Source organism: Hyphobacterium indicum (assembly GCF_003129605.1).
In the GTDB taxonomy this organism is placed as follows: Bacteria; Pseudomonadota; Alphaproteobacteria; order Caulobacterales; family Maricaulaceae; genus Hyphobacterium; species Hyphobacterium indicum.
In genome coordinates this window covers 243,606-268,006 of record NZ_QBDX01000004.1, presented here as the reverse complement: position 1 = coordinate 268,006, position 24,401 = coordinate 243,606, and the positions used below count along the sequence as shown (strand labels likewise).

Sequence of the window (24,401 nt, the reverse complement as noted above, 5' to 3'; positions counted from 1 at the left end):
CGTTCGTCGCGGTTGCCGCCTGCGGCATGGCCCCGTAAATGAATGTTTATGAGCTACGATTTGACGAATCCTGAAGATCACAAACGCGCGTGGAACCATTATCTCTGGCGCGACCATGGCGTATTGCGGCTTCGCTTTCACAACATGCACAAGGTGGGTACAAAGGGCATGTGGCGCGCAAACCAGCCGTCACCCAATCGCCTGGCATGGTTGAAGGACCAAGGGTTCAAGACAATCCTCAATCTGCGCGGCACGCAGCCGGGCCGTTCCTATTATGATCTCGAGCATGAGGCCTGTGATCGTCTCGGCCTGGCCATTCATGACCTGCCCTGGGGGTCTCGCGAGGCCCCTTATGTTGAACGGATCGAACAGCTGATCGAGGTTTTCAACTCCATCGAATACCCGGCGATGATGCATTGCAAGTCTGGCGCGGACCGGGCCGGAATCGTTGCAGTCATGTATATGCTGCTCCATGAAAATGCTCCATTCGAAGAGGCCATCGACCACTTGTCGCTCAAATACCTCCATGTGAAACAGGGCAAGACCGGCATGCTTGATTATTTCTTTGAGCAATACCGTCTGGCCAATTCGGTCGAGCCGGTGAGCTTTCTGGACTGGGTCCGAACACGCTATGACCGTCAGGCTGTACATGACGGATTCATGGCGAGCTGGTGGGGCAGTTTCCTGACAGAAAAAGTGCTGCGCCGCGAATGATCAGTCGGCAAATTGCAGCTTGCAAAGGCGGGCATAAATGCCGCCCCTGGCCAGCAATTCGTCATGCTTGCCAGTCTCGGCGATCTGACCGTTCTCCATGACATAGATACGATCCGCATCCCGGACAGTTGCCAGCCGGTGCGCTATCACAATGGTGGTTCGGCCTTCGGACAGGCGCTGGAGTGCGGATTGCACACGCGCCTCTGCTTCGGCATCAAGTGCGCTGGTGGCTTCATCCAGAAGCAGTATCGGAGCATCCGCGAGAATGGCGCGGGCAATCGCAATGCGTTGTCTTTGCCCGCCCGATAACTGCCCCCCGCGCGGACCCACCGGGGCGTCGTAGCCGCCCGGTAGCTCCATGATGAATTCATGTGCATCGGCGGCTCTCGCAGCTGCTTCGATCTCGTCCCGGCTGGCGGTCATGCGGCCGAAAGCGATGTTGGCGGCGATCGTGTCATTGAACAGGACGACATCCTGGCTGACCAGCGCCACGGCATCGCGCACGGATTTGATCGTGGCTTTACGAATGTCCTGATTGTCAATCAGGACCGCTCCCCCGGCCGGATCATAGAGGCGCGGCACAAGATTGAGCAGCGTTGTCTTTCCAGAGCCTGAAGCTCCGACGATTGCGGTGGTTTTTGCCGCATCTGCCACCAGGTCGATATGGCTCAGGGCGGCACCTTCTCCGTTATAGGCAAAGCTGACATTGTCAAACTCCAGCCGCCCGCGGGTGACTTTCAGCGGCTTCGCACCCGGTATCTGGATGACATCATCGGTTTCATCCGTGACATCATAAATTCTTTGCAGTACGGCGACGCCTTCCTGCATGGCTGCGCCAAGGGTACCAACCGCACGAACGGCAGGGGCCATGATGCCGATGGCGGCGATGAATCCGGTAAAGTCGGCAATCGAGGCCGCGCCCTGTGAGATCCGCCAGCCAGCGAATGCCAGTACACCGGCGAACGCTGCCCCGCCGACCACTTCCAGTATCGGATCCACGCGTGCTTTGGAGGCGGCCAGCGACAAGGCGAGCTGGAAGCGTTTGAGAAAGGCAAATCGCGAGCGCTCGATCTCGTGATCTTCCAGCCCGTAGGTCTTGACCATCCGCGCACCGGAGAAGCTTTCCTCCAGGAAGCTGGTGACTTCGCCCATCTGGGTCTGCGCTTCGCTGGATGTCTTTCTGAGCATATTGCCGATACGGATGACCGGCAGGGCAGCCAGCGGATAGACGACAAGGATGAGCAAGGCGAGCATCCAGTCGAAGACAAACATGGCGATGACAGCGCCCAGAATGGTCAGCGTATCCCGCAACAGATTGTTGGCGGCCCGCACCAGTAAATCGCGGAGAATGGTAATATCATTGGTAAAGCGCGAGACGATTGCGCCGACCGGTTCGGATATCAGGCGCGCATAGTCCGCACGAACGAGACGGGTAAACAGGGTTTCCTGCAAATCCTGCATAACCCGCAAGGCGAGCCGGTTGGTTTGTACTGTTTGCAGGAAAAGAGAGCCGCCGCGAATGGCGGTGATGATGACAATGACGATGGGAGCCAGCCAGATCACCTGCGTGTCCTGGCGCTCGAGCATGCCGACTGCCCAGCGGATCATGAAGGCATAGCTGGAAGCGGCGGCGGCGGTGGTCGCAGAAAGAATGACTGCAATAGTGACCAATCGCCATCGCGGAGCGATCCGATCTCTCCAGAAGCGGGCGATCAACGACCTGACCGGCGACGGATCCGGGCCGTCCGAAAGAGTGGGCAGGCTAGTGTGCGTGCCCGTCATTTCGGGGATCCAGAAGACGGTGGGCGTGAATTATGAAATAGCGCATATGCGCATTATCCACGGTACGTTGAGCGGCGGATTTCCAAGCGCGCCGGGCATCGTCATAGTTGGCAAATGCGCCGACGAAATCGATCCGGGACAGGTCCTTGAACTGGTTGGCGTCGGGGCCGAGATCCGTCAGTTCGCCGCCAATGACCAGATGCAGCAGCTGCTTGTCGCTCATGTTTACCTTCCTGTTCAAGCGCCGCCGATGGAAAGATTGTCCACCAACAGGCTGGGTGAGTTGACCGAAGACCAGAATTTCAGATCATTCGCCGGAATGAGCCGCGAGAAAATGTCCTTCAGATTGCCGGCAACGGTGATCTCGCTGACCGGATGGGCAATTTCGCCGGAAAGAATTGCAAACCCGGAAACGCCGACCGACCAGTCACCGGTATTGGGATTCTGGGACGGGCTGAACATCTCGGTGACCAGCAGTCCATCGGAAATGGCCGCGATCATGTCTGCACGGGATTGTACTCCGGATTCAATGTGAAGATTTGTGGTGGAGACACCGGGCGACCCGCCAAGTGACCGGGTTGCATATCCATTGGGTTCGAGGCCAAGTTGACGCGCGGATGGAGAGTTCAGTAGCCAGGCCGTGAGCACACCGTTTTCGATGATATTGCGCTTGCTGTTCGGCAGGCCTTCACCATCGACGGGCCGCGAGCCCAGGCCCCAGGGGCGGTGCGGATCATCGATGATGTTGATATGTTCACCAAAGACGGGTTTGCCCATCCTGTCTCTCAGGAATGAAACGCCGCGCGCAATGGACGGGCCGGAGATCGCTCCTTCGAGCGATCCGAGAAATCGCGCGGCCACCCGGCGGTCGAATATGACCGGCCGGACTCCCGAGGACATCTGGGCGGCACCCAGGCGGCTGACGGTTCGTTCTCCGGCCTCGGCACCGATCTCGGTACAGCTTCGCAGGTCCGCGAGGCGGCGCGCGCTGGTCATGGAATAGTCGCGTTCCATGCCGTTATCTCCAGCTGCAATGACGCTGACACCATAACCGCTGTTAGACCGGCGGGCTGTGTGCGACACACCATTCGTCGAAACCGAGGCTGATGCCGTCTCGCCTGTGCTGGCAAAGGCGGTTTCGGTCATGGTTATGCCGGGAATGGCGCGTGCGGCGGTTTCAACTTCGCAGGCCAGGCGCGACAATTCCCCGCTGGTCCAGACAGGAGGTTCGTAAAGGTCGAGATCAGGTATTGAAGTGGCCAGACGCCCGGTTTCGACGAGACCGCACCAGGGATCTTCGGGGGCCAGCTTTGCCATTGCGATAGCCCGCTCAACCGCCAAGGCGACGCCTTCATCTGAAAGGTCGGAAAAGCTGACTCCAGCCTGCCGCTTGCCAAAAAATACGCGCAGCCCGGCATCTTTGCTCTCCGAGCCTTCAACCGACTCCAGCTTGCCATCGCGAACCGCGACCTCTGTCGCGCGAGATTGCGTCACGGCGGCTTCGGCAGCATCCGCGCCCAGCTTGCGGGCGCGTTGCATCAGGTCCTCGGCAATCGAGAGAAGCTGGTCTGTGTCTGGAGCGTCGTTCGGTGTGGCCATGACCCTCACCTAGCCCGTGACATACTGCCGGGGCAATGCTTCGTTCAGCTGAGCGCTTTCCAGATCAACAGGCCGGCTATCACGAGAAATACCAGGAACGTCATGCCAGCACCGAATACGCGGCCCGGGCCAGTCGTCTGACCGGACAGGAAAGCATAAGCATGAGCGGCACGTGCCAGTGTGAACAACAGGCCCAGCACGTGAATGACGAGTGTGCCCATTCCTGTCATAGCCAGAAGCGTCAGACCGATCAGCGCGCCGGGAATCCATTCGGCTGCGTTGCCATGGGCACGGATCAGGGCATTCATCTGACTGTCCCCGCCATCGCCGAGGCTGATCTTCTTCTTGTTGCGATTCAGCCCGATGGGCAGCGACAACAGGCCGAGAATCAGAAGATTGAGTCCGGCGTAAAGAGCGACAGCCTGCATTGCAGTCATATCCGGGCCTTTCTATTGGCGGCCTTCGCGGGCGCATTGTGTTGAGGCATTCGCCATGAACATTGCGGCGGTGGCCATTTCTTCCATATCCATCCGGGTGCGCATCTCCATTACAGCCTCGGATTCCTCATTCAGCGTTGCAATCAGGAATTCCCGGCTGTTATCGCTCAGATCCTCATCGGCCTTTTCCGAAAGGCAGGTGCACATCGACACGGACTGATTTGAGGCGCTGAGGCAGGCGGCTACAAAATCGTCGCCGGCATTTCCAGATGATGTGCCCGTTTCTGTTGTCATATCATCTGTGGCGCCATCATTGCCGCTGGCAGCAGCACTCCCATCAGTTTCGGTCGTGCTTTGTGCGGGCGGATCGCTGGCATCAGGGCTGTCATTGCTGCAGGCAGCCAGAGCAAGTGCGGCCAGAATGGCCAGAGGGGTGAGCGTGTTCATTGAAAACCTCCTGTCCCGGGGTGGATGGCAGTATGACCCGGAGAGCCGTGGCCGGTAAAGCCTAATCACGTTCCGGCAGGTTTGCAGCTTGCCGCAAGGCGTCGGCCAGAATGGCAGGCTCGGCTGCGCCCGGCACCGCAAACTGGCCTTCGAAGATAAAACTGGGAACGCCGGTAACGCCCAGTTGGCGGAAGAAGCCGGCTTCCTGCCGCACATCATCCTTGTCGCGATCGGTAGAAAGCAGGTCGGCGACTATGGCCCCGTCCAGACCTGCATCCACGGCGATACTGGTCAGAACGTCCTTGTCACCGACATCCTTGCCATCGCGGAAGAAGGACGCAAACAGGCCTTCGGCGACGGCATCGGCCTTTTTTGCGCTCTGGCCACGCGCCCAGCGGATCAGGCGATGCGCGTTGACCGTGTTCGGCCGGCGGGTGATGGAATCGAAACGGAAATCGATGCCCGCGCCGGGGCCGGCGGCTTCCAGATGGGTGCGCATGGCTTTCCAGCGGTCGGCATTTTCGCCGGAGAATTTGGCTTTCATGTAGTCGCGATAGGGTGCGCCCTCTTCAGGGATTGCGGGGTCCAGCTCATAGGGCCGCCAAGTCACCTCCGTCCGGATGTCAGGTGCGAGCTTCTTCGCGGCGAGCCAGTTGCGCCACCCCAGCCAGCACCAGGGGCAGACGAAATCGGCGACCAGATCAATCCGGACGGGGGCGGGCATTTATTGCGCGCTTTCCGTCACCGGTGCTTCCGCGAAGCAGGTGCCGACGGCGGATTGCAGGATGGGTTGAACGCCGGCCTGGTCTTCCGGTGTCATTTCAAGGAAAATCTGCTGGCTCTCTGCCTGCGCAGCGGCGGCGTCGATCTGCGCATTTTCACCGATGGCGCCCTGGCTGCCGAGCGCGAAAATGCGATAGAGTTCGTCAGTGGCGGTTGCGGCGAGTTCTGCGTCCAGGCAGGTACAGAAGGGCAGGTTTTCCTCTGCCGTTGCGCCATTGCGGCCTTGCTGTTGCACCAGGCAGGCCTGAACCATGTAGCCGCTTAAAACCTCCCGGTCGCGGGTGAATTCACTGGTCTGGACGGTCAGGCTCAAGGCGGCGGCAAGCAAGGTCAGCATGGATACATCCTGTCGGTTGAAATCGGTCAGGCGACAGGATGACGTGTTGTGACGCGGGCCTCAAGCCATGATGTCGATCAGATGCCGGTCCATATCAGCGGCGGTGCGGGCGGCGCTGGCGGCAGCGGCATGGAGCGTTTCGGCTTCCCTGACGGCGATCAGGGCCTCGATGACACCGCTTTCATCGGCGCGGGGATTGGCGATCTGCCGGGCCGATTGCGCGACTTGCGCCTGCGCGGCGGTCATGGCGTTCAGCGAGATGTTATAGGCCGTATTCATTCCGCCAGATTGCGCCGCCCTGATGTGGCAAGCGAGTGAAAGCTGGCGGCAGGCTTAATGTCCGGTTTCCGTTTCTCCCTGATTTCGCGACAGGATCCGGCAGGCGGCGAGGTCGCCGGTGACATTGACGACGGTGCGCGACATGTCCAGCAGCCGGTCGACGCCGATGACAAAGACCAGCCCGGCGGCCGGGATGCCGAAGCTGGCCAGCATGCCCGACAGGATGGCGATGGAGACGCCCGGCGCGCCCGGCGCGCCGATGGAGGCGGCGACAAGGCTGAGCACGATCAGCGAGACTTCCGGCAGGGAAAGCTGGACCCCGGCGACCTGCGCCACGAAAATCACGGCGATGGCCTGGTAGAGCGCGGTGCCGGCCATGTTCATGGTGGCGGCGAGCGGAATGATGAAACTGGCGGTGTCGCCCGGCGTGCCCAGCCGGTTGCGGGCGGTTTCCATCGACAGCGGCATGACGGCGGCCGACGAGGAGGTTGAAAACGCCAGAAGCTGCACCGGGAAGATGGCTTTCAGAAAAGTGACGGGGCCCATCCGCCCCAGCACCATGACCAGCCCGACATAGAGCATGAGCAACAGCGCCAGCCCGCCGAGGACGAGGCCGACATATGCAGCCAGCGTGGTCATCGCCGAAACGCCCATGCGCGCGACGAGCTGGGCGGTGAGGCCGAACACGGCCAGCGGGGTGATGTGCATGGCCCATTTCACCACGGTCATCGAGACTTCCAGCATGGCCTCGAACAATTGCTTCAGCGGCGCGAGGCGTGCCTGATTGCTGGAGGCGACGAAGGCGAGGCCGACAAAGATCGAGAACACGACAATGGCGAGCATCTCGCTGTTGGCCGCGGCGTCGAGCGGGTTGGACGGCACGATGCGGGCGATGAGGTCGGGCGCGCGCGTAGCGGCTTCGGTCAGAGGGTCGGTCAGCGTCTCCGGGTCCGGGCGCAGGCGCGGCAGTGGCATGGGGTTGGTCACGACCGAAAGCCCCGGCCGGAACCAGAGCGCCAGTGTTGCGCCCAGGGCGGCGGCAAACAGGGTGGTGCCGGTGATATAGAGGGCGAGTCGTCCGCCGAGGCGGCGCAGCTTTTCCGGGTCGGAGGCCCCGGCGGCGAGGCCGAGCACGATGGAGGCGGCGACCAGCGGCATCAGCACCATCTGGATGAGGTTGAGAAAAAGGCCGCCGGGCAGGGCCAGCCAGCGCCCGGCCAGATCCGCCGCTTCGGCGCTGACGAGGCCGGTATCCGGACCGATCAGAAAGCCGAGGCCGGCACCGAGGACAAGCGCGGTGATGACCTGCGCCCACAGCCGGCCGCGAATCCAGCTTTCCAGCTTCTTGCGGAGGTCTCTTGTGCGGATGCGTTTGGGCTCGGTCATTCAAAATGTCTCATAATTCTGCAAGAAAAGAGTCTCCTACTACGACTACTATAATTTCCGGCGATGGGTGCAGCCCGGACACCGGGATCTCCTGTCCTGACTTCATGATCCCGGTTCTGGCGGCTTCCCGACATGACTCCGGTTTTTCCTCCAGTGACTCCGGTTTTATCCTCCAATGACTCCGGATTCTCCGGCATTTGCGGCCCCCGGCCCTATATGCCGGTCTGCACCGGTTACGGTCAGCTCCACCGGGCAGTTTAATGCCGCAGAGGGCGGCGGGGATAGGAAGGGCGTTGTTCTGCCGGCAGGTGGGCGCGGCCTTAGGCCTCGATGTCCGCACTCCTGAGTGCGCCTTCGACCAGGAATTTCGAGCGGGTCAGGCCGGATTTGCGGGCGGCGCTGTCGATGCGCTCCAATTGAAACTCGTCAATGCTGATATTGATCCTCAGGCTTTTGCCGGTTTTCGGCGCGGGCGCGATGGTGGAAACCAGAATGGCCTCCGCCCGGTCGTGAGCAAATGCCGGATCATTGATCACGTCTTCCAGCGGCCGGGCCTCCGGCACGTCGAAGCCCTCATCCTGCAAGGCGTTGAAATGCGACCGCAGGCCCTTGCGGCCGGATTCAAGGGCCTCTTCAATGCTCCTGCCGACCGCCACCACGCCCGGCGCGTCAGGAAATGACACGCCATAGCTTCCGGCCCCGTCCGTATGAACGAGCGCAACAAATAATCCGCTCATGTGATCTCTCCCTGTATCGACCCGGCCGGTTCGCAAACCCGGCATGATTGGTTCGATACGCAACATATACACACGATATATCAGGAAAGAAATCTGGAGGCGTGGGTTTTGGTCAGTAGATAATACTCGGGTAAATAGGAAAACGTATATACCCATTATTTACACTACGTATGAAATATGATTTATGGGCATATCAGATAAATGAAACACCCATGCATGGTGTGCGACGTGATTTTGAAAAGAGGAAATAGCCATGGTTTCGATAAGAGACACATTCGATGAACGGCTGGAAGAATTTCGGGCCGAGTATGAGTTTAACCCTCAAGACGAGGTCATCCGGTCCCTGTCGGTCATTGGTGAAATGCTTGATTTAGTATTCATCGGCGATGAGGCTGGCATGACAATGGCCGTTCTTGAGAAGGTCATTGCAAAGGGCCGACGTGAAGGATGGGACTGGGCCGAGCTCGCCTCAGTTCAGCCAGATGAGAATTGGCGTGAAACTTGGTCGAAGATCGATGGCTGGGATGCAAGTTCGACTCCGCCATTTCTTGATGAACTTCATGACCTTAGCGCTTTTGCAAAATATGGTATCGTAACTCTTTGGGATATCGAGCCGGGCGCTGTCGATATGGCGTCAACTGAAAACCATATTCGCCATCGTATCGATCAGGTAAAAAATCTACCGAAGTGGGTGCAAGGCGTCTGTGCAAAAATTGATCAATTCGAAAGGCTGGCCTTGCGTAATGAAGGTGGCAAAACCGAGTTGTTTCATCTTACCCATGTTCGCGATCATGCTCGCGCTCGTATTAAGTATGATGCTGGCGAAACTCTGACTGTCGGTGAGCTGGCAATCCTCTCTGGCGTTAGCACGAAACGGCTTCAAAATGCGATATATGCACGCTCTGAAGGCGCTCCCACAGTATCGAAGAGCGGCTTGATATCCACAGATGCCTGTAAAAGGTGGCTGGAAGATCGCGACTACAAGGCATCTATCTGGAAAGATGTGATCGCGCTTTACCCATTGCATCCGAATTGGGGGCGGAACACCGAGTATCAACCTGATCAAGAATTGCTGGAGCATGATGACTATTTGTTTGTGCCCGTCGACAAGGATGGTTCGATTTTTCATCCTGGATTGAAGAGAGGTCTGGGTGGTGAATCTGTATTCCGAATAGGCCCGAAGGGTGGGGAAGATGTCGTTGCTAACTTTGACGAGGCTTTGAGCAGGCTTTCCCGTATGCAAACGCCACGCTGGCGACGCCCGAATAAGGATAGCGGCAATTGGGGCATTGTGAGCGGTCAGTCTTGGAAACGCATAAGGCGTTCAGAGCTGGAGGCCTTGTCTGATGACTAATCGACATCTTGAAAGAACAGCGCATGGCCACAGTCGTGTCACCGAACGCGGCATCCCTGAACTTGCTATTCAATTGCTGCGAGACTACGGCACAGAGAAGCCAGCAGGTGGCGGTGCAATGCGCTATGACTTCGACAACCGATCTTGGAAAGAAATCGAGCGACTATTCGGAAAATGGCGCTTGAAGGAGATGGAAAAATTTCGTCGCGCATATTTGATTGTCACGTCGGAAGACCGCGTGATCACCGTAAGTTACAGGAAATAGACATGGATAAATTCATCCAGCATTTAGCGTCTGCGAATCAAGCGTGTCGTTGCGGTGATCCAAGTCTTTTAATGAGCGAAGACGGGTCATTGACAGTAGAATGGGCACCTTTCGACCATATCGAAAAGGAGGCCAAGCTTGTGATTGTTGGCCTGACGCCGGGGCGGCAACAGGCAGATAATGCGCTCAAGTCGTGCTTTGAACATTTACAGCTTGGAGCCTCTATCAGTACTAGTCTTAAGGCGGCTAAGAAGTTTGCTAGTTTTAGCGGGCCCATGCGGACCAATCTAATCGCAATGCTCGACAAGATTGGCCTTTCCAACCCATTCGGCGTTGAAACGTGTGCCGACTTTTTCAAGGATAAATCCTCAAGCGTACATTTTACATCTGCAGTGCGATATCCGGTTTTCAAGTCAGGACTAAACTACTCTGGGTCTCCTCGCCCATTGGGTAATAGCATGTTGCGAAGCCTGATTGAAACCAAACTCGGGGAGGAGGTGCTTGCGATACCAGGTGCAGTCTGGGTTCCTCTGGGACATCACGCAGAATCGGTACTTCAACACTTCGTTGATTGCGGGTCGCTATCTTCGAAAGTTGTTTTTTCGGGCTTGCCTCATCCCAGCGGCGCAAACATGGAACGAATCGCATATTTTCTAGGCAAAAAGCCGCGAAATATGCTCTCGCCGAAGACGAACCCAGACAAGATCGACTTTGCGCGACAATCGCTTCTCGATAAGGTCGCTTTGATTTGAGTTTATTGGCTCAGTGAGGTTCGGCGTAAACCCTCAACGCCTCCCACATCTCGTCGCTGTGTTCCCGCCTGCAGCCTCGTCCCGGTGCGGCGCCCGCAAAGCGGAACGCCGGACCGGTTGGAAATTGCCGCCTCAGGCGGCGGTCTGGATGTCGACCAGTGTCAGGCCGAAATGCAGATCCTCGCCCGCCAGCGGGTGGTTGCCGTCGACGGTGACGCTTTCCTCGCCGACCTTTGTGATGGTGAGCTGCTGGGTCGAGCCATCCGGCTGCTGTGCACCGAGCGTCATACCCGGTTGCGGCGTCAGATCGCCCGGCAGCTGGGCACGCGGAATGTCGATGACCATTTCCTCGCGGCGCGGGCCAAAGGCATTGCCGGAACTGACCACGGCGGCGCTTTCCTTGCCGACTTCCAGGCCGTCCAGCGCGGCTTCGACTTCGGGGAAAATCTCGGCATTGCCGATGGTCACCGGCACGGGCGTATCGTCTTCCGTCTTGCCGACGACGGTGCCGTCGGCGGTTTTTACAATGTAGGTGAGCAGGACGGTGTCGCCCTTTTTTGCTGTTGGCATGAATTCTTCCTGGTGGAGGGTGAAAAGGTGTCGCGCGTTCCAGTGACGCGCTGCGGTCCCTAAAGGTCGCAAGATGAGCGGCGGGTGTCAAATTCGGGGGAGTTGCATCCGTCACTGCCCGGCATGTTCTGTTGACGCCATCGACGTGGATGCCCCCGGCATGCGGCGAAATTCCTTCGGTGTTTGCCCGGTCTCGCGCTTGAAGGCTTTATAGAAGGTCGAGCGGGAGTTGAAGCCGACATCCAGCGCGATGTTCAAAACAGAATCATCGCCTGCGAGGATTCGTGATTTTGCGTCTTCAATTCGCCATTGAGCGACGAAGTCGAAAAACGTCATGCCCAGCTGTTCATTCAGGGTTTGCGACACCAGGTTCGGCGGCGTGGTGACATGCCGGGCCAGTTTCTGCAGGGAGAGGCCGGGATCGAGGTAGAGTTTTTCGGTTTCCATGGCCTTGAGAATGCGTTCGGCGATCTTTTCCGCGCGCTCGGTGGAGAGGGCGGATCGCGCATATTTTTCCGTGGCCGGGTCGCCGGACGGCGAAGTCGGCAGATCCAGCGCATCAGGTGGAACAGGGGCGTTGGCAAAAGCAGTGAGCGTCAACAGGACGCCGCCTGCGAGGGCAAATACGAGCGTGTCCGGCGTCAGAAAGCCGATGCCCAGATTGTCGCTCAACAGGGAGATGGCGGCGGCGGCCCACACGCCGACCAGAAGGATCAGAAATCCATCGATCCAGCGCAGTTCAAAGGCTTCAGTGTTCGAATACAGGGATTTGAGAGTCGCCCGGTAGCGGGCCAGCGTCCGCAAGGTGGCGATCAGATAGAGGATAGACGCGGCCACCCACACGAAGATCAGTGCGAAGGTCAAAAGGGTCAAAGCCGCCGGTGCGATGCCGCCGGGAAGGTCGCCGTTGATGAACAAGTCGCGCCGGGCCGGCGCAGGAAGCATCCAATAACCCAGCATGACGCCCAGACCGGCCAGGGGCAGTATGGCATCCCGCCGCCAGTTTCGCCGTTCGGCCGTGCCGGTCAGGCGGCTGTTCGCATAGCGATAGACGGCGACGGGCAAGGCGAACATCAGCGGCAAAAGCGCGGGCATGTAGAAGGTGAAGAGGGCTGGCTGCACGGCCGTTGCCAGCGGCAGAGCGCATAGTCCGGCCATCGTCACGAAAACCGAGAGCAGATAAATCCGGCTCGACCTGGCGGAATTCTGGCGTGCGCCGGTCACGGCCACCGCCAATGCACCGGCCAGCGCAATTCCGGTCACCAGTGCCGAAAGCAAAAGAACGCCATCTGTCTGCATTGGCGTGGTCTAGGGGAGAGCGGCCCACCGATCAATCTTTGTGCAGGCAATTTGTCCGCGCCGTCCCGCACGGACGACAGACAGTTGCGGGATGCGGAATAGAGGGTTCCAGACGACACATCGCCGGCCCGTTTACCGGCATTCACAACGGACGAAACATGACTGAACCGGAACTCCTCGGCGATCTTCACTTCTGGATCGGGTGCGGCGCGATTATTGCGGGCTTTGCGGCGTTTGCCTCGCGCAAGGGCGAAGGTGTGCACCGGAAAGCGGGCACGCTGTTTGTGGTCTCAATGGGATTGCTGGCGATCAGCGGTCTCTGGCTCAGCCTGGCGCGCGACATTCTGTTCACGGTCTTTCTGTCCGCGATCAGCTTTCACGCGCTGATCACCGGATGGGCGGCGGCCAGGAATCGTTCCGTTCTGTGCCGCTGGATCAGCCGTCTGGCACCGATCGTGTCCGGCCTTATTGTGCTGGGGGCAGCGGCGGGCGGCATGATCGCTGGCGCAAGCCCGGATGGCGCTCTCGACGGTCTGCCCCCGGACGCCTTCTACGGGCTGGCGCTCGTCAGCGCTGTCCTCTGCGGGCTGGATATCTTCTACGCCCTTATGTCTGCGCCTGCGCTCCGGATGCGGCTGACGCGGCATTTATGGCGGATGGGTTTTTCCTTCTTCCTGGCGACCGGCATCTTCTTTTTCGGCAACAACCACGTGCTGCCGGAAGTCCTGAGAACACCGTGGTTTCTGGCCCTTCCCGTTCTCGCCGTTGTTGTCTGGACCGCTGTCCATGCTGTTCGCACAAGATTCGGCCAGAAATTCGCGGACCGAGCCCCTTCCATTCCAACGCTATGAAAGAGCAGCGGCCGCGAGCCGGTCAGACTCGCTCAGCCCATAAAACAAGAAAGGCAAAACCAGATGAATTTCCAGAAGATAAGCGGCCTTGCGGCCATAGCCGCCGGCGCAACCTATATCATCGGGTTCTGGGTCTACTTTTCAGTGCTCGGGCCCGCGCAATACGGCAGCCTGGCCGTGCCCGCCGCCAACCATGTCAGCTTTCTCGTGGACAACCAGGCGCTGATGACGCTCTGGAACCAGGTTATCTATGTGCTCAATGCGGTGCTGATGGTGTTCATCGTCATTGGCCTGCACCGGCGTCTGACGGCCAGCGGTGCCATCGCACAGACCGCTTCGGCGTTCGGCTTGATCTGGGCCGGCCTGATCCTCGCCACCGGCATGCTGGAAAACATCGCCATCGGCCAGATCGTCCGGCTGGCAGAGGTGGATATGGATTCGGCGGTCGCGCTCTGGCGGTCGACGACGGTCGTCAGCGCCGGACTGGGCGGCGGCAATGAAATCACCGGCGGCATGTGGATTTTCGTGCTGAGCCTGGCCGGATTCCAGACCAAGACTCTGCCGCTGGCCGTGAACGGGCTGGGCTTTGTGGTGGGTGGCGCCGGGATAATCTCGACGATCCCGGCACTCTCAGCCGCAACAATGGTGTTCGGCCTCGGTTTCATTGTCTGGTTTATCGTGGCGGGCATTGCCTTGATCGTGCTCAAAGCGCCCAAACCGGCCGAGTCGGCCTAGCCGTCAAATATGAGGGCTGGGGATCAACCCAGCCCCAACTCGGCCCACATCTCGTCCACGCGGCGCTTCGTGGCTTCGTCCATGTCCAGCTTGTCGCCCCATTCCCGCGTCGTTTCGCCGTCCATCTTGTTGGTGGCGTCGAGGCCGATCTTGGAGCCGAGACCGGAGACGGGTGAGGCAAAGTCGAGATAGTCGATCGGCGTGTTCTCGATCAGGGTGATGTCGCGCGCCGGGTCCATGCGGGTGGAGATCGCCCACATCACATCCTTCCAGTCGCGCGCATTGATGTCGTCATCCACGACGATCACCCATTTCGTGTACATGAACTGGCGCAAGTAAGACCAGACGCCGAGCATGACCCGCTTGGCATGGCCGGCATAGGCCTTCTTCATCGAGACCACGGCGATGCGGTAGGAACAGCCCTCCGGCGGCAGCCAGAAATCGGTGATTTCCGGAAATTGCTGCTGGAAAAGCGGGATGAAGACCTCGTTCAGCGCCTCGCCCAGAACGCTGGGCTCGTCCGGCGGGCGGCCGGTGAAGGTGGAGAGGTAAATCGGGTCCTTGCGCATGGTGATGGCGCTGATCTGGAACACCGGGAAGGGTTCGACGGAATTATAATAGCCGGTGTGGTCGCCATAGGGGCCTTCCTCGCCGTACTCGTCCAGCAGGACATGGCCTTCGAGGATGATCTCGGCCTCGGCGGGCACTTTTAAGGGCACGGTCTTGCAGTCGACGAGCTCCGCCTTGGCACCCCTCAAGAGCCCGGCGAACTGGTATTCCGAGAGCGTGTCCGGCACCGGCGTGACGGCGGCGAGGATGGTGCCGGGATCGGCGCCGAGCACGACGGCGGCGGGCAGGGGGTCGGGCTTTTTGTCTTTCCAGCGCTGATAATGCTGCGCCCCGCCACGATGCTTCAGCCAGCGCATCAAGGTGCGGTCCTTGCCCAGCTTCTGCATGCGGTAAATGCCGAGATTGAAATCATCTTCCTTCGCGTCCGACGGGCCCCTGGTGACAACCAGCGGCCAGGTGATGAGCGGGGCGGGTTCGCCGGGCCAGCAGGTCTGGATCGGCAACTTGTCCAGATCGATCTCATCGCCGGTCAGCACCACTTCCTGGCAGGGGGCGTTGCGCACGGTTTTGGGCCGCATGCTCATCACCGTTTTCGCCAGCGGCAGCATGGAGAGCGCATCCTTGAGGCCGCGCGGCGGTTCGGGCTGGCGCAGGAAGGCGAGGAGCTCGCCGACCTCGCGCAATTCGGCGGCGGTGGAACGCGGCGTACCGCCCAGGGTGACGGCATTGGCGACGCGCTGCACGGTGCCGAAGAGATTGGCCAGCACCGGCATGTCCGAGCGCTCGCCCTTTTCATAGATGACATGCTCGAACAGCAGGGCCGGGCCGCCGGCGGCGAGCACGCGGCGGTGAATCTCGGTCATTTCCAGATGGGTCGAGACCGGCGCGGTGATGCGCTTCAGGTCGCCATTTGCCTCCAGCATCGCCAGAAAATCACGCAGGGATTTGTACGCCATGGCTTTTGCCTCTTGTCCTGCGTGCCAATCTGCGGTTTGCCGCCGCGATGTCCAGTCTTTCGCCTGCGGCGAATGGTTCAGAGGTTGAATATGCGGTTGAGCGGCTTACCGTGAGCCTCATGTCCATCCTCTATCAGATCCTTGGTGTCGTGCTCATCCTGCTGGGCCTGCCGCTGTTCTGGACGCCGATTCCGGTCGGGCTGGTCCTCATCGCCGCCGGGCTGGCGCTGATCGTCTCCAATTCCAACCGGGCACGGGACGGCGTGCGCGCCCTGCGCCGCAAACATGACCGGCTGGATAAATGGCTGTGCAAGGCGGAGCGCATTGTGCCGCATCCGTTCGACCGGATTCTGCAACGCACGGAGACGGATACGGACGGTTGGGAGAGGCTGCGCGACTAGTCCTCCAGCGCCGCGATGATGTCCCGCACCATGTCCCACGTGCCGGTGCGGGTATAATTGGTGGCACCCATGCGCACGATCACCAGGTCATGGTCCGGAATGGCGAGCGTTGACTGGCCCTGGAAGCCGGACATGTAGAAGGCTTGCGGCGTCAGCTCCGGTGCGAGCCAGAAGCCCGACCCGTAAATTCCGTCCGACCCCGGTGTTTCCGTGGTGACATAGTCCCGCCAGTTTTCCGGCAGGATCCGCGTGCCATTGGCCATGCCGTCATCGAGATAGACCTGCATCAGGCGTGCCCAGTCGTGCGGGGTGGCATAGATGTAGGACGAGCCCTGCAGCGTGCCGGTAGCATCGGCTTCAAAGATCGGCGAATGGATGCCCGCCGGTTCGAAGATGAGGGCGCGCAGGGCGCGGACCTGCTCGTCCAGCGTGCCGCCGAGGCGCGACTGCATCTCCCAGGTCGCCAGCACGGTATCGCCGGACTGGTATTCCCAATGCTCGCCCGGCGGATGGAGGCGATCGCGCGTGGCGGAAAAGCGGGCCATGTCGCGCTCGGTGAACAGCATGTCGGAATTGGGGTCCGTGCCGTCATTGATTTCATGCACGGCGCGTCCGCCTGTCATGCGCAATAGATCGTCGATCGTCGTGGCTTCTGCCTCGGCGCCCAGACCGCCGAGCAGCTCGATCGTGCCTTCCTCATATATGTCGAGATCGCCACTGAGCGTCATCGCGCCGGCCAGGGTGGCGGCCACGGATTTCGCCATGGACCAGGAATGCAGGCGGTTTTCGCGCGAAAAGCCCGGCGCGTACTGCTCGGCGACGAGACGGCCCTCATGCAGCACGACCACGGCCAGCGTGTTGCGCGCACCGAAGCCATCATCGAACGCCCCATCAATGGCGGTTTGCAGGGCGTCCGTGTCAAAATTCGCGTCGCGATGGAGCGTATCCAGATCATAATAACGCGGCTCGTCATCCCATGGCACGGTCAGATCGCGGTCGAACTCCTGCGCGCCATGCACCAGCGTGCAGCCCAGGCCTTCGCGATAGACTGCTTCGGCATGCCAGAGGCCCAGAAGGCGCGAGTGAACGGATCTGTCCTCACGATCGACATTGGCGCTGATCAGGGACGCGGGATCGCCGAGCAAGGGATCGACATAAAGCGATCGCGCCAGCTGTGGCTCGATATCCGAGACGAATGTCATCGAGCAGACCTGCTTGGCGGTAATACCGGTGGCGGTCGGAATATAGATGCGGCCAATAGCCGACGTGTTCAGCCAGACAAGGCCGGCGATGATGGCGATGACGATGATGCCACCGGTCCAGCGCAGGATTTTCATGTGGTTCTCCCCCCGAAACGTGTTGGCCGCAGCCTAGTCGAAAATACCGGCGTCTTCAGGATGTTTTTGCGCCCAGGATTTCACATAGGGACAGAGCGGGATGATTTTCACATCCGCTTCCCTGGCGGCGGCGACCAGCGCGCGCACGAGCTGGCCGGCAATGCCCTTGCCGCCATGTTCGTCCGGTACGCCGGTATGGTCCGCGATCCAGCGGGTTTTTCCGGCAATCGAATAGGTCAGCTCGGCTTCCGCACCTCCGCCGAGATCGATGACGAAGCGGCCTTTGGTCTCGCCGACTTCGTGTTTCACAGGTGTGTCGGTCATGGGCGGTTCTCCAGCTTGCGGGCTTTCAGCGTCTCGTAATGCGGGCGGCTGGCCTCGACGGCAGGGCGCAGCATGTCCGGCAGATCGTGCGGGCTCGGCTGTGGCGGCTCGAAACCGGTGGAGGCCTCCACACGATCATACCACCAGGGTGCCCAGACGCCGTCACTCTCCCGCCTGCCCGCCGGCCAGGACAACATGGCGGCATCAAAGGGAATGTCGATGGCGGCGCAAAGCGCGCGTAGCATGCCCTCGGGATCGGAGAGCACATCCGCCCCCTCGATCACCGGCCAGGCCTGGCCGGTCAGCTGGCAGGCATATTCGAACAGTTCGGCCTGGCGGATCGCTCCCAGATCGTCTGCGGTCGCACCACCGGTTGTTGCCGCGAAGCTGGCGGCGACTTCGGCCGGATCGCGGATCAGGAAGATGTGACGGCAGGCGGCCATCCAGTCGCGCGGGATATCATCCAGCATGTGCTGGCACATATGTTTCTGGAAGAAGAGCGGCGCGCTTTCGGGGGCCTCACCGGCACAGCGGGCAGCAATATCGTCTTCATCCAGAGGCACGGCGGCGAGGATGGTGTCGCGGCCGGGATGATCGAGCCCGGTCCGGACCAGGTAAGGCCCGTAGAAGGGTTCGTCCCAGACCGCGCAGTCGGGGCGGTTTTCAAACGACCGCATGGTGGCCGTCGAGATGTTGCGCGGGCCGGACCACAGGCAGATGCGGATGGTTTCCCTCATTGCGCCGCGATTGTCTCCCGGTAGAGCGCCTGCAGGCGTTCCACCATCGGGCCGCGGCCCCCGGAAATCGTGCGGCCATCAACCTCGGTGACCGGGACGAGGCCGGCAAAGGTGCCGGTGGTGAAGGCCTCGTCGGCAGAATAGACCTGTGTGAGGGTGAAATTCTTTTCAAACACCGGAATGCCGGCCTGGCGGCAGATATCGATGATCACGCCGCGCGTCACACCGCCCAAGCAATAATCACCGGTCGAGGTCCAGACCTCGCCCTTGCGGACGATGAAGAAGTGGGTCGAGTTGCAGGTGGCAACAAAGCCGTGCGGGTCCAGCATCAGGGCTTCGTCCGCCCCGGCCTTGGTGGCCTGGATGCAGGCGGTGATGCAGTTGATCTTGGAGTGCGAGTTCAGCTTCTGGTCCTGCACATCGGGATAGCCGCGCCGGACATGGACGGTGAAGAGGCGCAGGCCTTTTTCGGCGACTTTCGGATCAGGTGTTTTCCACTCCGGCAGGATGACGATGGTGGCGGGCGATATGGTGACGCGGGGATCCTGATAGGGGGTGGCCTTCAGCCCGCGCGTGGTCATCAGCCGGATATGGACGCCATCGCCGTCCAGCATGTCATTGGCCTTCAGCGTGTCATAAAGCGCCCGGGTCAGCTCGTCCCGTGTCAGGCCGAGCTCATAATCCAGCGCCTTGGCACCTTCTTCCAGCCGGTCGAGATGCCGGTCCAGAAAAGCGATTTTGCCCTTGTGGACGCGCAAGCCTTCCCAGACGCCATCGCCCAGCACGAAGCCGGAATCGAGCACCGAGACCTTGGCTTCGGCGCGCGGGAAAAGCTCGCCATTGATCCAGACCCGAACCTCCGCATTGCGCGGATCGTCGATATAGGAGTGCGCGCCCTTGCCCATCAGCCGAACTTCGAGAAATCGGGCGCCCGGCGTTCCATGAACGCGCCCACGGCTTCGGCAAATTCGGGCGATTGCAGCATTTCGGCAAAAATGCCGCCTTCGCGTTTCATGCGGTCTTCAACCGGTTCTTCCGCGGTCATCATCAGCGCCTTGGCCTTGCGCACGGCGCCCGGCGACTTGGCGGCGAGGGCCAGCGCCTTCTTGCGCACCTCATCGGCAAGACTGGCGGACGGAAAGATATCCGTGATGAGGCCGGCCTCTTTCGCCCGGGTGGCATCCCAGACACTGCCCAGCATCAACAGGTCGGAAGCGGCGGCGCGGCCAAGCCGCGTCGGAAACAGCAGGCTGGAGGCAAATTCCGGGGCCAGTGCCAGATCCACGAATGGCGTCTTGAACGCTGCATTTTCGGACGCATAGGACAGATCGCAATGCATCAAAAGCGTGGTGCCGATGCCGATGGCAAGACCGTCGACCTCGACAATTACGGGCTTCTCCGCATTCATCAGCGCGCGCATGAAGCGTTCGACCGGGGGTGTGTCGGCGCCGCCGATATGGGGCGGGGCTTCCATGAAGTCGACGAGATCATTGCCGGCGGTGAAGAGACCGGGCTGACCGCCCAGAATGAACACGCGCACGTCTTTTTCGGTTTCACCCGTTTCAAAGGCTTCCGCGGCGGTGTCATACATTTCGCGCAACAGGGCGTTTTTCTTTTCCGGCCGGTTCCAGCGGATTGTGCGGACGCCTTCAGACGTTTCAACCGAGACGAGATCACTCATGGGCACACTCCGTTGCTGTTGCCAGCGGCATGTGTAGGCAGTTCCGGCGGCCAAATCCAGTTCGCGCAGACGTCAACTTTCCGCGATAACAATCCGGGTAAAGGCATCATGGAGGATGTCGGAAACCTCGTCTCCGAGGCGCGCTTCCAGATCCGCATTCAAATCGCGCAGCACGATATCGGCGCGCTCGGCCGCCTCGCTGCCCTCGGCGGTGAGAGCGACCATGGCCCCGCGCCCGTCGGTCTGATCGGTGGTCTTTGTGACCAGCCCCGCCCGGACCATGCGGTCCACCAGGCCGGTGACGGCAGGCGGGTTCAGGGACAATGTCTTGCTGAGGCTGCCCATGCGGCGCTGGCCGCGCCGGAGCAGAAGGAAAAGCACGCCGGCCTGGGCCGCAGAGACGCCGGCCTCGGCTTTCAGGCGCTTGTCGGCCTCCCGGTTCAGGCGGCGGGCGGCAATCTCGATCAACAGGAATAATCGCCGGTCAACGGCACGAATTCTGGCCATTCCGGAAGATAAGGCCGATTCGTTCGTTTCCGAAAGAAACCGGGTTGAAATAATTGCCTAAAGGGTGTGCAATTCCAAACCTGAAACAGGGGCCTTGGAAAGACCCGACGCCTGAAATTTGAGATGCACTCCGGTCATAACGCCCAAGGTGGGATTGCGAACATAACTACCGGTTTTACAGCACATCTTCGCGAGGGTTCTGATGAATGTCACCGTGATCAGGTTTGTAGTGCTAACTTTGGTTTTGCTAGTGACAGCAAACTGTCAAGGCCGGCGCGGGCAATACGAAACGGAACCGCGGCAGGCTGTGTGCTTTACAGTCGAGAGTGCCGACAATTTTTCCACAGAGCTATTCGATTTTCTAAGAAATAATAGCATGGGTGCCTCCCGGCACGTCAATCCTTCCGGGACCCACAACATTAACGTAATAAATGCATGGAACGATAACATGTTTGTTACTGCTGTTAACGGATTATATGAGCATGAAATGACAATATATTTTTATTTGAAAAATAATCAGGAAGATCAATATGAAATAGACGTTATGAATTCAAGTATACGCGATCACATGATGGATTTGGGTTATGATTTATGTCAAAATGCTGACCCGACTTAACCTTGGTTGCATCTGATTCCCCGCAGGGTTCCGCAAGAAAAGAAGGGCCGGGCTTTTTTTGAGCCCGGCCCTTCTCTCGGTCAAGTCTGCCTATTCTTCATCGATGATGAATTCGGCATCGGCAAATTGCGGGAAAGCCTGCAGGCCTTCCCCGATGGTGGCGAGATCGCCGACCACGACGACGACCATCTGACCGGGTTGCAGATATTCCGATGCAACAGCCGATATGTCGCCATTCGATACCGAATTGATCCGGTCGACATAGGTTTCGAGATAATCATCCGGCAGGCCGAAGAAATCGCGGTTGGAGATCTGGGCGATAAGCCCGCCCGTCGAGGCATTCTGCAAGATGAAGAGGCCGGAGAGCCAGTTGCGCATGCCGCCGGCTTCTTCCTCGTCCGGCGGAGTCAGCTGCAGCGTCTGGATCTCGCTGAAAATCTCGGCAAAAGCCTCGACCGTATTGGGCGTGCTGATGTCCGCATTGAAGGTCCAGTAGGACGAGCCCAGGCGGTTGGTGACGCCCGATCCCGGTGAATAGGTCCAGCCATGTTCCTCGCGCAGATTGCTGGTGAGGCGGGAGGTGAAAGAGCCGCCGAGGATCGCATTCATCACCGTCATCCGGTAGGCGTCTTCGGTGCCGATCGGTGCCACCGGATAGCCCAGCCGCACCGTGGCCTGGGGCGCGCCGGGCCGGTCGATCAGCTGAACCACAGGACCGCCGCGGATTTCTGCTGGCGGAACGTCGGGTTCGGGACCGGCTTCCCAGTCTCCGAACGCGTCACGGATCGCAGCTTCCATGGCGGCATGGTCGAACCGGCCGGCCACATAGATGCGGGTCCGGGCGGCGCCGTAATTCGCATCATAGAATTCACGCACCTGGTCCAGCGTGTAGGAATCCATCTGGCCGACATCGGGCAGGCCCTGACCATAGGGGTGGCCCTCCCCATAGAGCAGGGCGGCATAGGCTTCGGATGCGACCGGGCCCGGCTGTGAGCGGGCGACGGTCATATTGCGGATCTGCGATTGCAGAATGCGGTTGAATTCGGATTCCGGAAAATCGGGCTGACGGATGACGGTGGCCATCCGGGCGATGGCGTCGGGACCGAATTCGGACAGGACGTTGGCCGAGAAGCCGGTCGTGTGCATGCCGACGCCGACATTCATGTCTCCGCCCATGGAGGCAAAGGCGCGTGCGATGGACTCCGGGGATTCCCCGCCTGCGCCTTCTTCCATCATGGCGCCGACGACATCGGCCATATAGGTGTTTTCGCCATCAAAGACGTTTCCGGCGAGGACCTGGACCGAGATATTCACCTTCGGCGCGAGGCCGAAATCGATGAAGGTGATCTCGAGGCCGTTATCGAGTTCGATGGTGGTGGTTTCGGGCAGCTCGAAGTCCGGAGCAGGCCCGATGTCCGGGCGCGGCAGGGCTTGCGAGAAAACCGGCGCGGCCGTGAGGAGCGCGGCGGCGGCTGCCATCAGAATGGTGTTTGATCTCAACATCGTCATATCCTCCAGATCACTCTTCGCCGCTCATCGTGCCGTCCGGGTCAGGAATGACCCGCAGCACCGATCGGTTGGTGGGACGCAGATATTCCTGCGCGGTCGCCAGAACGAGTTCCGGTGTGACCTGATCAAAGCCTTCCTCGATGCGGTTGATGCGCGTGGGATCATCATCGAACATGGCGAACACCGCGAGCAGATCGGCCAGGCCGAAGCGCGAGGAGGAATCGACAATATTGTAGAATTGCGACCGCAATTTCGTGATCGCCCGGTCCAGCTGTTCCTGGCTGATCTCTTCGGTGCGCAGGCCCTCAATGACCTCATCGACATCGCCCATGATCACTTCATGGTCGTATTCATCGCCATGGATCATGCCGGCGGACCAGAGCATCGGGCCATTGTAATTATACATGTTGCCAAGAAGGTTGATGCCGCCAAAGACGCTCGAGGCATAGCCTTCCTCATTGACGATACGCTGGTTCAAGAGGCTGTCATCGCCCTGGACCAGAATCTGGTCGAGCACCGCCATGGCATAGTATTCCGGCGTGCCGCGTTCCGGCATGTGATAGCCGAAGCCGAGCGCCGGTTGCGGGGCGAGACGGTCATAGATCTCGCCGAATTTCTCTTCTTCCTGGCGCGGTTCGGAAATGTCGATCTCCGGCAGGGGCGGGCCGGGTTCGATATTGCCGAAATTGGCCTCGATCCAGCCGAGCGTCTCGTCATAGTCAATGTCGCCGACGACGACGATCACGGCGTTGTTGACGGCGTAATAGGTGTCGAAGAAGGCCTGGACATCGTCCAGCGTTGCGGCCCGGAGATCCTCCAGATCGCCATAGAAATTGTGCGCATTGTGCCAGTTTTCATTGGCCAGCATGGGCAGATCGATCCAGATCCAGCCGCCATAGGGCTGGTTGATGACATTCACCAGCACTTCGTTTTCGACGACCCCGCCCTGGGCGGCCAGGTTTTCCTCGTCAATGATGGGGCGCGCCATGCGGTCGGCTTCGGCCCAGATGACGGCTTCCAGCGCATTCCGCGGCACGACCTCGAAATAGTTGGTGAAATCGAAACGCGTCGAGCCGTTCTGAACGCCGCCGGCATTATAGATGAGATTGGTCATCGTGCCGCCGGGAAGGTTTTCCGACCCCTCGAACATCAGATGCTCGAAAAGGTGGGCAAATCCGGTGCGGCCGCGCGGCTCGTTGCGGAAACCGACGCCGTAATAGACCGCCACGGTCGCGGTCGGCACCGAGGCATCGCGCGACAGGACGACCCGCAAGCCATTGTCCAGCGTGTGATATTGCACATCCAGCTGAATGCCCGAAACGGTGCTGTCGGTCTGTGTGTGGTCCGTCGTGGTATCGGTGTCCGGTGGGGTCACCGGTTCGCTGCAGGCAAACAGCGCAGCGGCTCCCAATACGGCCAATAGCCGGTTTACCATA

At 60.0% G+C, this 24,401-nt stretch carries 28 protein-coding genes; 7 read left to right on the top strand and 21 right to left on the bottom strand.

Features of this window, described 5'->3' with window-relative positions; all coding sequences use genetic code 11:
* Positions 1–48: 48 nt before the first annotated feature.
* Complete coding sequence (locus tag DBR16_RS09320; protein WP_109260991.1) at positions 49–714, top strand: fused DSP-PTPase phosphatase/NAD kinase-like protein; 666 nt, start codon at positions 49–51, stop codon at positions 712–714.
* Here the strand turns inward: DBR16_RS09320 and DBR16_RS09315 are convergent, their stop codons facing one another.
* The 10 genes from DBR16_RS09315 to DBR16_RS09270 form a co-directional block, all read right to left on the bottom strand.
* Positions 715–2,385: an ABC transporter ATP-binding protein gene (locus DBR16_RS09315; protein WP_233347713.1), complete on the bottom strand. Its 1,671-nt coding sequence runs from the start codon at positions 2,383–2,385 to the stop codon at positions 715–717.
* Between the two features lie 91 nt (positions 2,386–2,476).
* Positions 2,477–2,719, bottom strand: coding sequence for a DUF4170 domain-containing protein (locus DBR16_RS09310; RefSeq protein ID WP_109260989.1), 243 nt, complete (start codon positions 2,717–2,719; stop codon positions 2,477–2,479).
* Positions 2,720–2,733: 14 nt separating this feature from the next.
* Entirely contained in the window at positions 2,734–4,095 is a 1,362-nt protein-coding gene (locus DBR16_RS09305) for a TldD/PmbA family protein (protein WP_109260988.1), read from the bottom strand.
* 44 nt (positions 4,096–4,139) lie between these two features.
* Complete coding sequence (locus DBR16_RS09300) at positions 4,140–4,532, bottom strand: MAPEG family protein (protein ID WP_109260987.1); 393 nt, start codon at positions 4,530–4,532, stop codon at positions 4,140–4,142.
* A gap of 12 nt (positions 4,533–4,544) precedes the next feature.
* On the bottom strand, positions 4,545–4,979 hold the full coding sequence (locus DBR16_RS09295) for a hypothetical protein (protein WP_109260986.1): 435 nt from the start codon (positions 4,977–4,979) through the stop codon (positions 4,545–4,547).
* Positions 4,980–5,040: 61 nt separating this feature from the next.
* Positions 5,041–5,703: a DsbA family oxidoreductase gene (locus DBR16_RS09290; protein ID WP_109260985.1), complete on the bottom strand. Its 663-nt coding sequence runs from the start codon at positions 5,701–5,703 to the stop codon at positions 5,041–5,043.
* Positions 5,704–6,099 carry a hypothetical protein gene (locus DBR16_RS09285; protein ID WP_109260984.1) on the bottom strand — a complete coding sequence of 132 codons (396 nt, stop codon included), beginning with the start codon at positions 6,097–6,099 and terminating at the stop codon, positions 5,704–5,706.
* A gap of 60 nt (positions 6,100–6,159) precedes the next feature.
* Entirely contained in the window at positions 6,160–6,378 is a 219-nt protein-coding gene (locus DBR16_RS09280; protein WP_109260983.1) for a hypothetical protein, read from the bottom strand.
* Positions 6,379–6,432: 54 nt separating this feature from the next.
* Positions 6,433–7,764, bottom strand: a complete 1,332-nt coding sequence (locus DBR16_RS09275; RefSeq protein ID WP_109260982.1) for a dicarboxylate/amino acid:cation symporter — start codon at positions 7,762–7,764, stop codon at positions 6,433–6,435.
* 320 nt (positions 7,765–8,084) lie between these two features.
* Entirely contained in the window at positions 8,085–8,501 is a 417-nt protein-coding gene (locus tag DBR16_RS09270; RefSeq protein WP_161539463.1) for a type II toxin-antitoxin system HicB family antitoxin, read from the bottom strand.
* A gap of 253 nt (positions 8,502–8,754) precedes the next feature.
* Between DBR16_RS09270 and DBR16_RS09265 the strand changes: the two genes are divergently transcribed.
* From DBR16_RS09265 to DBR16_RS09260, 3 genes are read left to right on the top strand one after another with little or no spacing between them, the layout of a single operon-like run.
* Positions 8,755–9,855: a hypothetical protein gene (locus DBR16_RS09265; protein WP_109260980.1), complete on the top strand. Its 1,101-nt coding sequence runs from the start codon at positions 8,755–8,757 to the stop codon at positions 9,853–9,855.
* Entirely contained in the window at positions 9,848–10,120 is a 273-nt protein-coding gene (locus DBR16_RS14000; protein WP_161539462.1) for a hypothetical protein, read from the top strand. Before DBR16_RS09265 ends, DBR16_RS14000 begins: the two co-directional genes overlap by 8 nt.
* A 2-nt stretch (positions 10,121–10,122) precedes the next feature.
* Complete coding sequence (locus tag DBR16_RS09260; protein ID WP_161539461.1) at positions 10,123–10,872, top strand: hypothetical protein; 750 nt, start codon at positions 10,123–10,125, stop codon at positions 10,870–10,872.
* A gap of 132 nt (positions 10,873–11,004) precedes the next feature.
* On the opposite strand, the gene DBR16_RS09255 is transcribed toward DBR16_RS09260, so the two are convergent.
* Positions 11,005–11,442, bottom strand: a complete 438-nt coding sequence (locus tag DBR16_RS09255; protein WP_109260978.1) for an FKBP-type peptidyl-prolyl cis-trans isomerase — start codon at positions 11,440–11,442, stop codon at positions 11,005–11,007.
* 111 nt (positions 11,443–11,553) lie between these two features.
* Entirely contained in the window at positions 11,554–12,741 is a 1,188-nt protein-coding gene (locus DBR16_RS09250) for a helix-turn-helix domain-containing protein (RefSeq protein WP_109260977.1), read from the bottom strand.
* Between the two features lie 158 nt (positions 12,742–12,899).
* On the opposite strand from DBR16_RS09250, the gene DBR16_RS09245 reads away from it, so the two are divergent.
* Entirely contained in the window at positions 12,900–13,592 is a 693-nt protein-coding gene (locus DBR16_RS09245) for a hypothetical protein (RefSeq protein ID WP_109260976.1), read from the top strand.
* A 63-nt stretch (positions 13,593–13,655) separates the two neighbouring features.
* Complete coding sequence (locus tag DBR16_RS09240; protein ID WP_109260975.1) at positions 13,656–14,327, top strand: DUF4386 domain-containing protein; 672 nt, start codon at positions 13,656–13,658, stop codon at positions 14,325–14,327.
* 23 nt (positions 14,328–14,350) lie between these two features.
* Here DBR16_RS09240 and DBR16_RS09235 read toward each other — a convergent pair whose 3' ends face one another.
* Positions 14,351–15,853, bottom strand: coding sequence for a UbiD family decarboxylase (locus DBR16_RS09235; protein WP_109260974.1), 1,503 nt, complete (start codon positions 15,851–15,853; stop codon positions 14,351–14,353).
* 110 nt (positions 15,854–15,963) lie between these two features.
* Between DBR16_RS09235 and DBR16_RS09230 the strand changes: the two genes are divergently transcribed.
* Complete coding sequence (locus DBR16_RS09230; RefSeq protein WP_161539460.1) at positions 15,964–16,254, top strand: hypothetical protein; 291 nt, start codon at positions 15,964–15,966, stop codon at positions 16,252–16,254.
* On the opposite strand, the gene DBR16_RS09225 is transcribed toward DBR16_RS09230, so the two are convergent.
* The 8 genes from DBR16_RS09225 to DBR16_RS09190 form a co-directional block, all read right to left on the bottom strand.
* Positions 16,251–17,591 carry a serine hydrolase domain-containing protein gene (locus DBR16_RS09225; protein ID WP_109260972.1) on the bottom strand — a complete coding sequence of 447 codons (1,341 nt, stop codon included), beginning with the start codon at positions 17,589–17,591 and terminating at the stop codon, positions 16,251–16,253. The two genes, DBR16_RS09230 and DBR16_RS09225, sit on opposite strands and share 4 nt — an antisense overlap.
* A gap of 33 nt (positions 17,592–17,624) precedes the next feature.
* Positions 17,625–17,915, bottom strand: a complete 291-nt coding sequence (locus tag DBR16_RS09220; RefSeq protein WP_109260971.1) for a GNAT family N-acetyltransferase — start codon at positions 17,913–17,915, stop codon at positions 17,625–17,627.
* Positions 17,912–18,652, bottom strand: a complete 741-nt coding sequence (locus DBR16_RS09215) for a sulfotransferase-like domain-containing protein (RefSeq protein ID WP_109260970.1) — start codon at positions 18,650–18,652, stop codon at positions 17,912–17,914. The genes DBR16_RS09220 and DBR16_RS09215 overlap by 4 nt, the downstream gene beginning before the upstream one ends.
* A complete protein-coding gene (locus tag DBR16_RS09210; protein WP_109260969.1) occupies positions 18,649–19,557 on the bottom strand; it encodes an aminotransferase class IV in 909 nt (302 codons plus the stop codon). Before DBR16_RS09210 ends, DBR16_RS09215 begins: the two co-directional genes overlap by 4 nt.
* Positions 19,557–20,333 carry an enoyl-CoA hydratase gene (locus tag DBR16_RS09205; RefSeq protein WP_109260968.1) on the bottom strand — a complete coding sequence of 259 codons (777 nt, stop codon included), beginning with the start codon at positions 20,331–20,333 and terminating at the stop codon, positions 19,557–19,559. Before DBR16_RS09205 ends, DBR16_RS09210 begins: the two co-directional genes overlap by 1 nt.
* A 72-nt stretch (positions 20,334–20,405) precedes the next feature.
* Complete coding sequence (locus tag DBR16_RS09200; protein ID WP_109260967.1) at positions 20,406–20,840, bottom strand: MarR family winged helix-turn-helix transcriptional regulator; 435 nt, start codon at positions 20,838–20,840, stop codon at positions 20,406–20,408.
* Between the two features lie 706 nt (positions 20,841–21,546).
* Positions 21,547–22,959, bottom strand: a complete 1,413-nt coding sequence (locus tag DBR16_RS09195) for a M16 family metallopeptidase (protein ID WP_161539459.1) — start codon at positions 22,957–22,959, stop codon at positions 21,547–21,549.
* A gap of 16 nt (positions 22,960–22,975) precedes the next feature.
* Positions 22,976–24,400, bottom strand: a complete 1,425-nt coding sequence (locus DBR16_RS09190) for a M16 family metallopeptidase (protein ID WP_109260965.1) — start codon at positions 24,398–24,400, stop codon at positions 22,976–22,978.
* Between the last annotated feature and the right edge of the window lies 1 nt (position 24,401).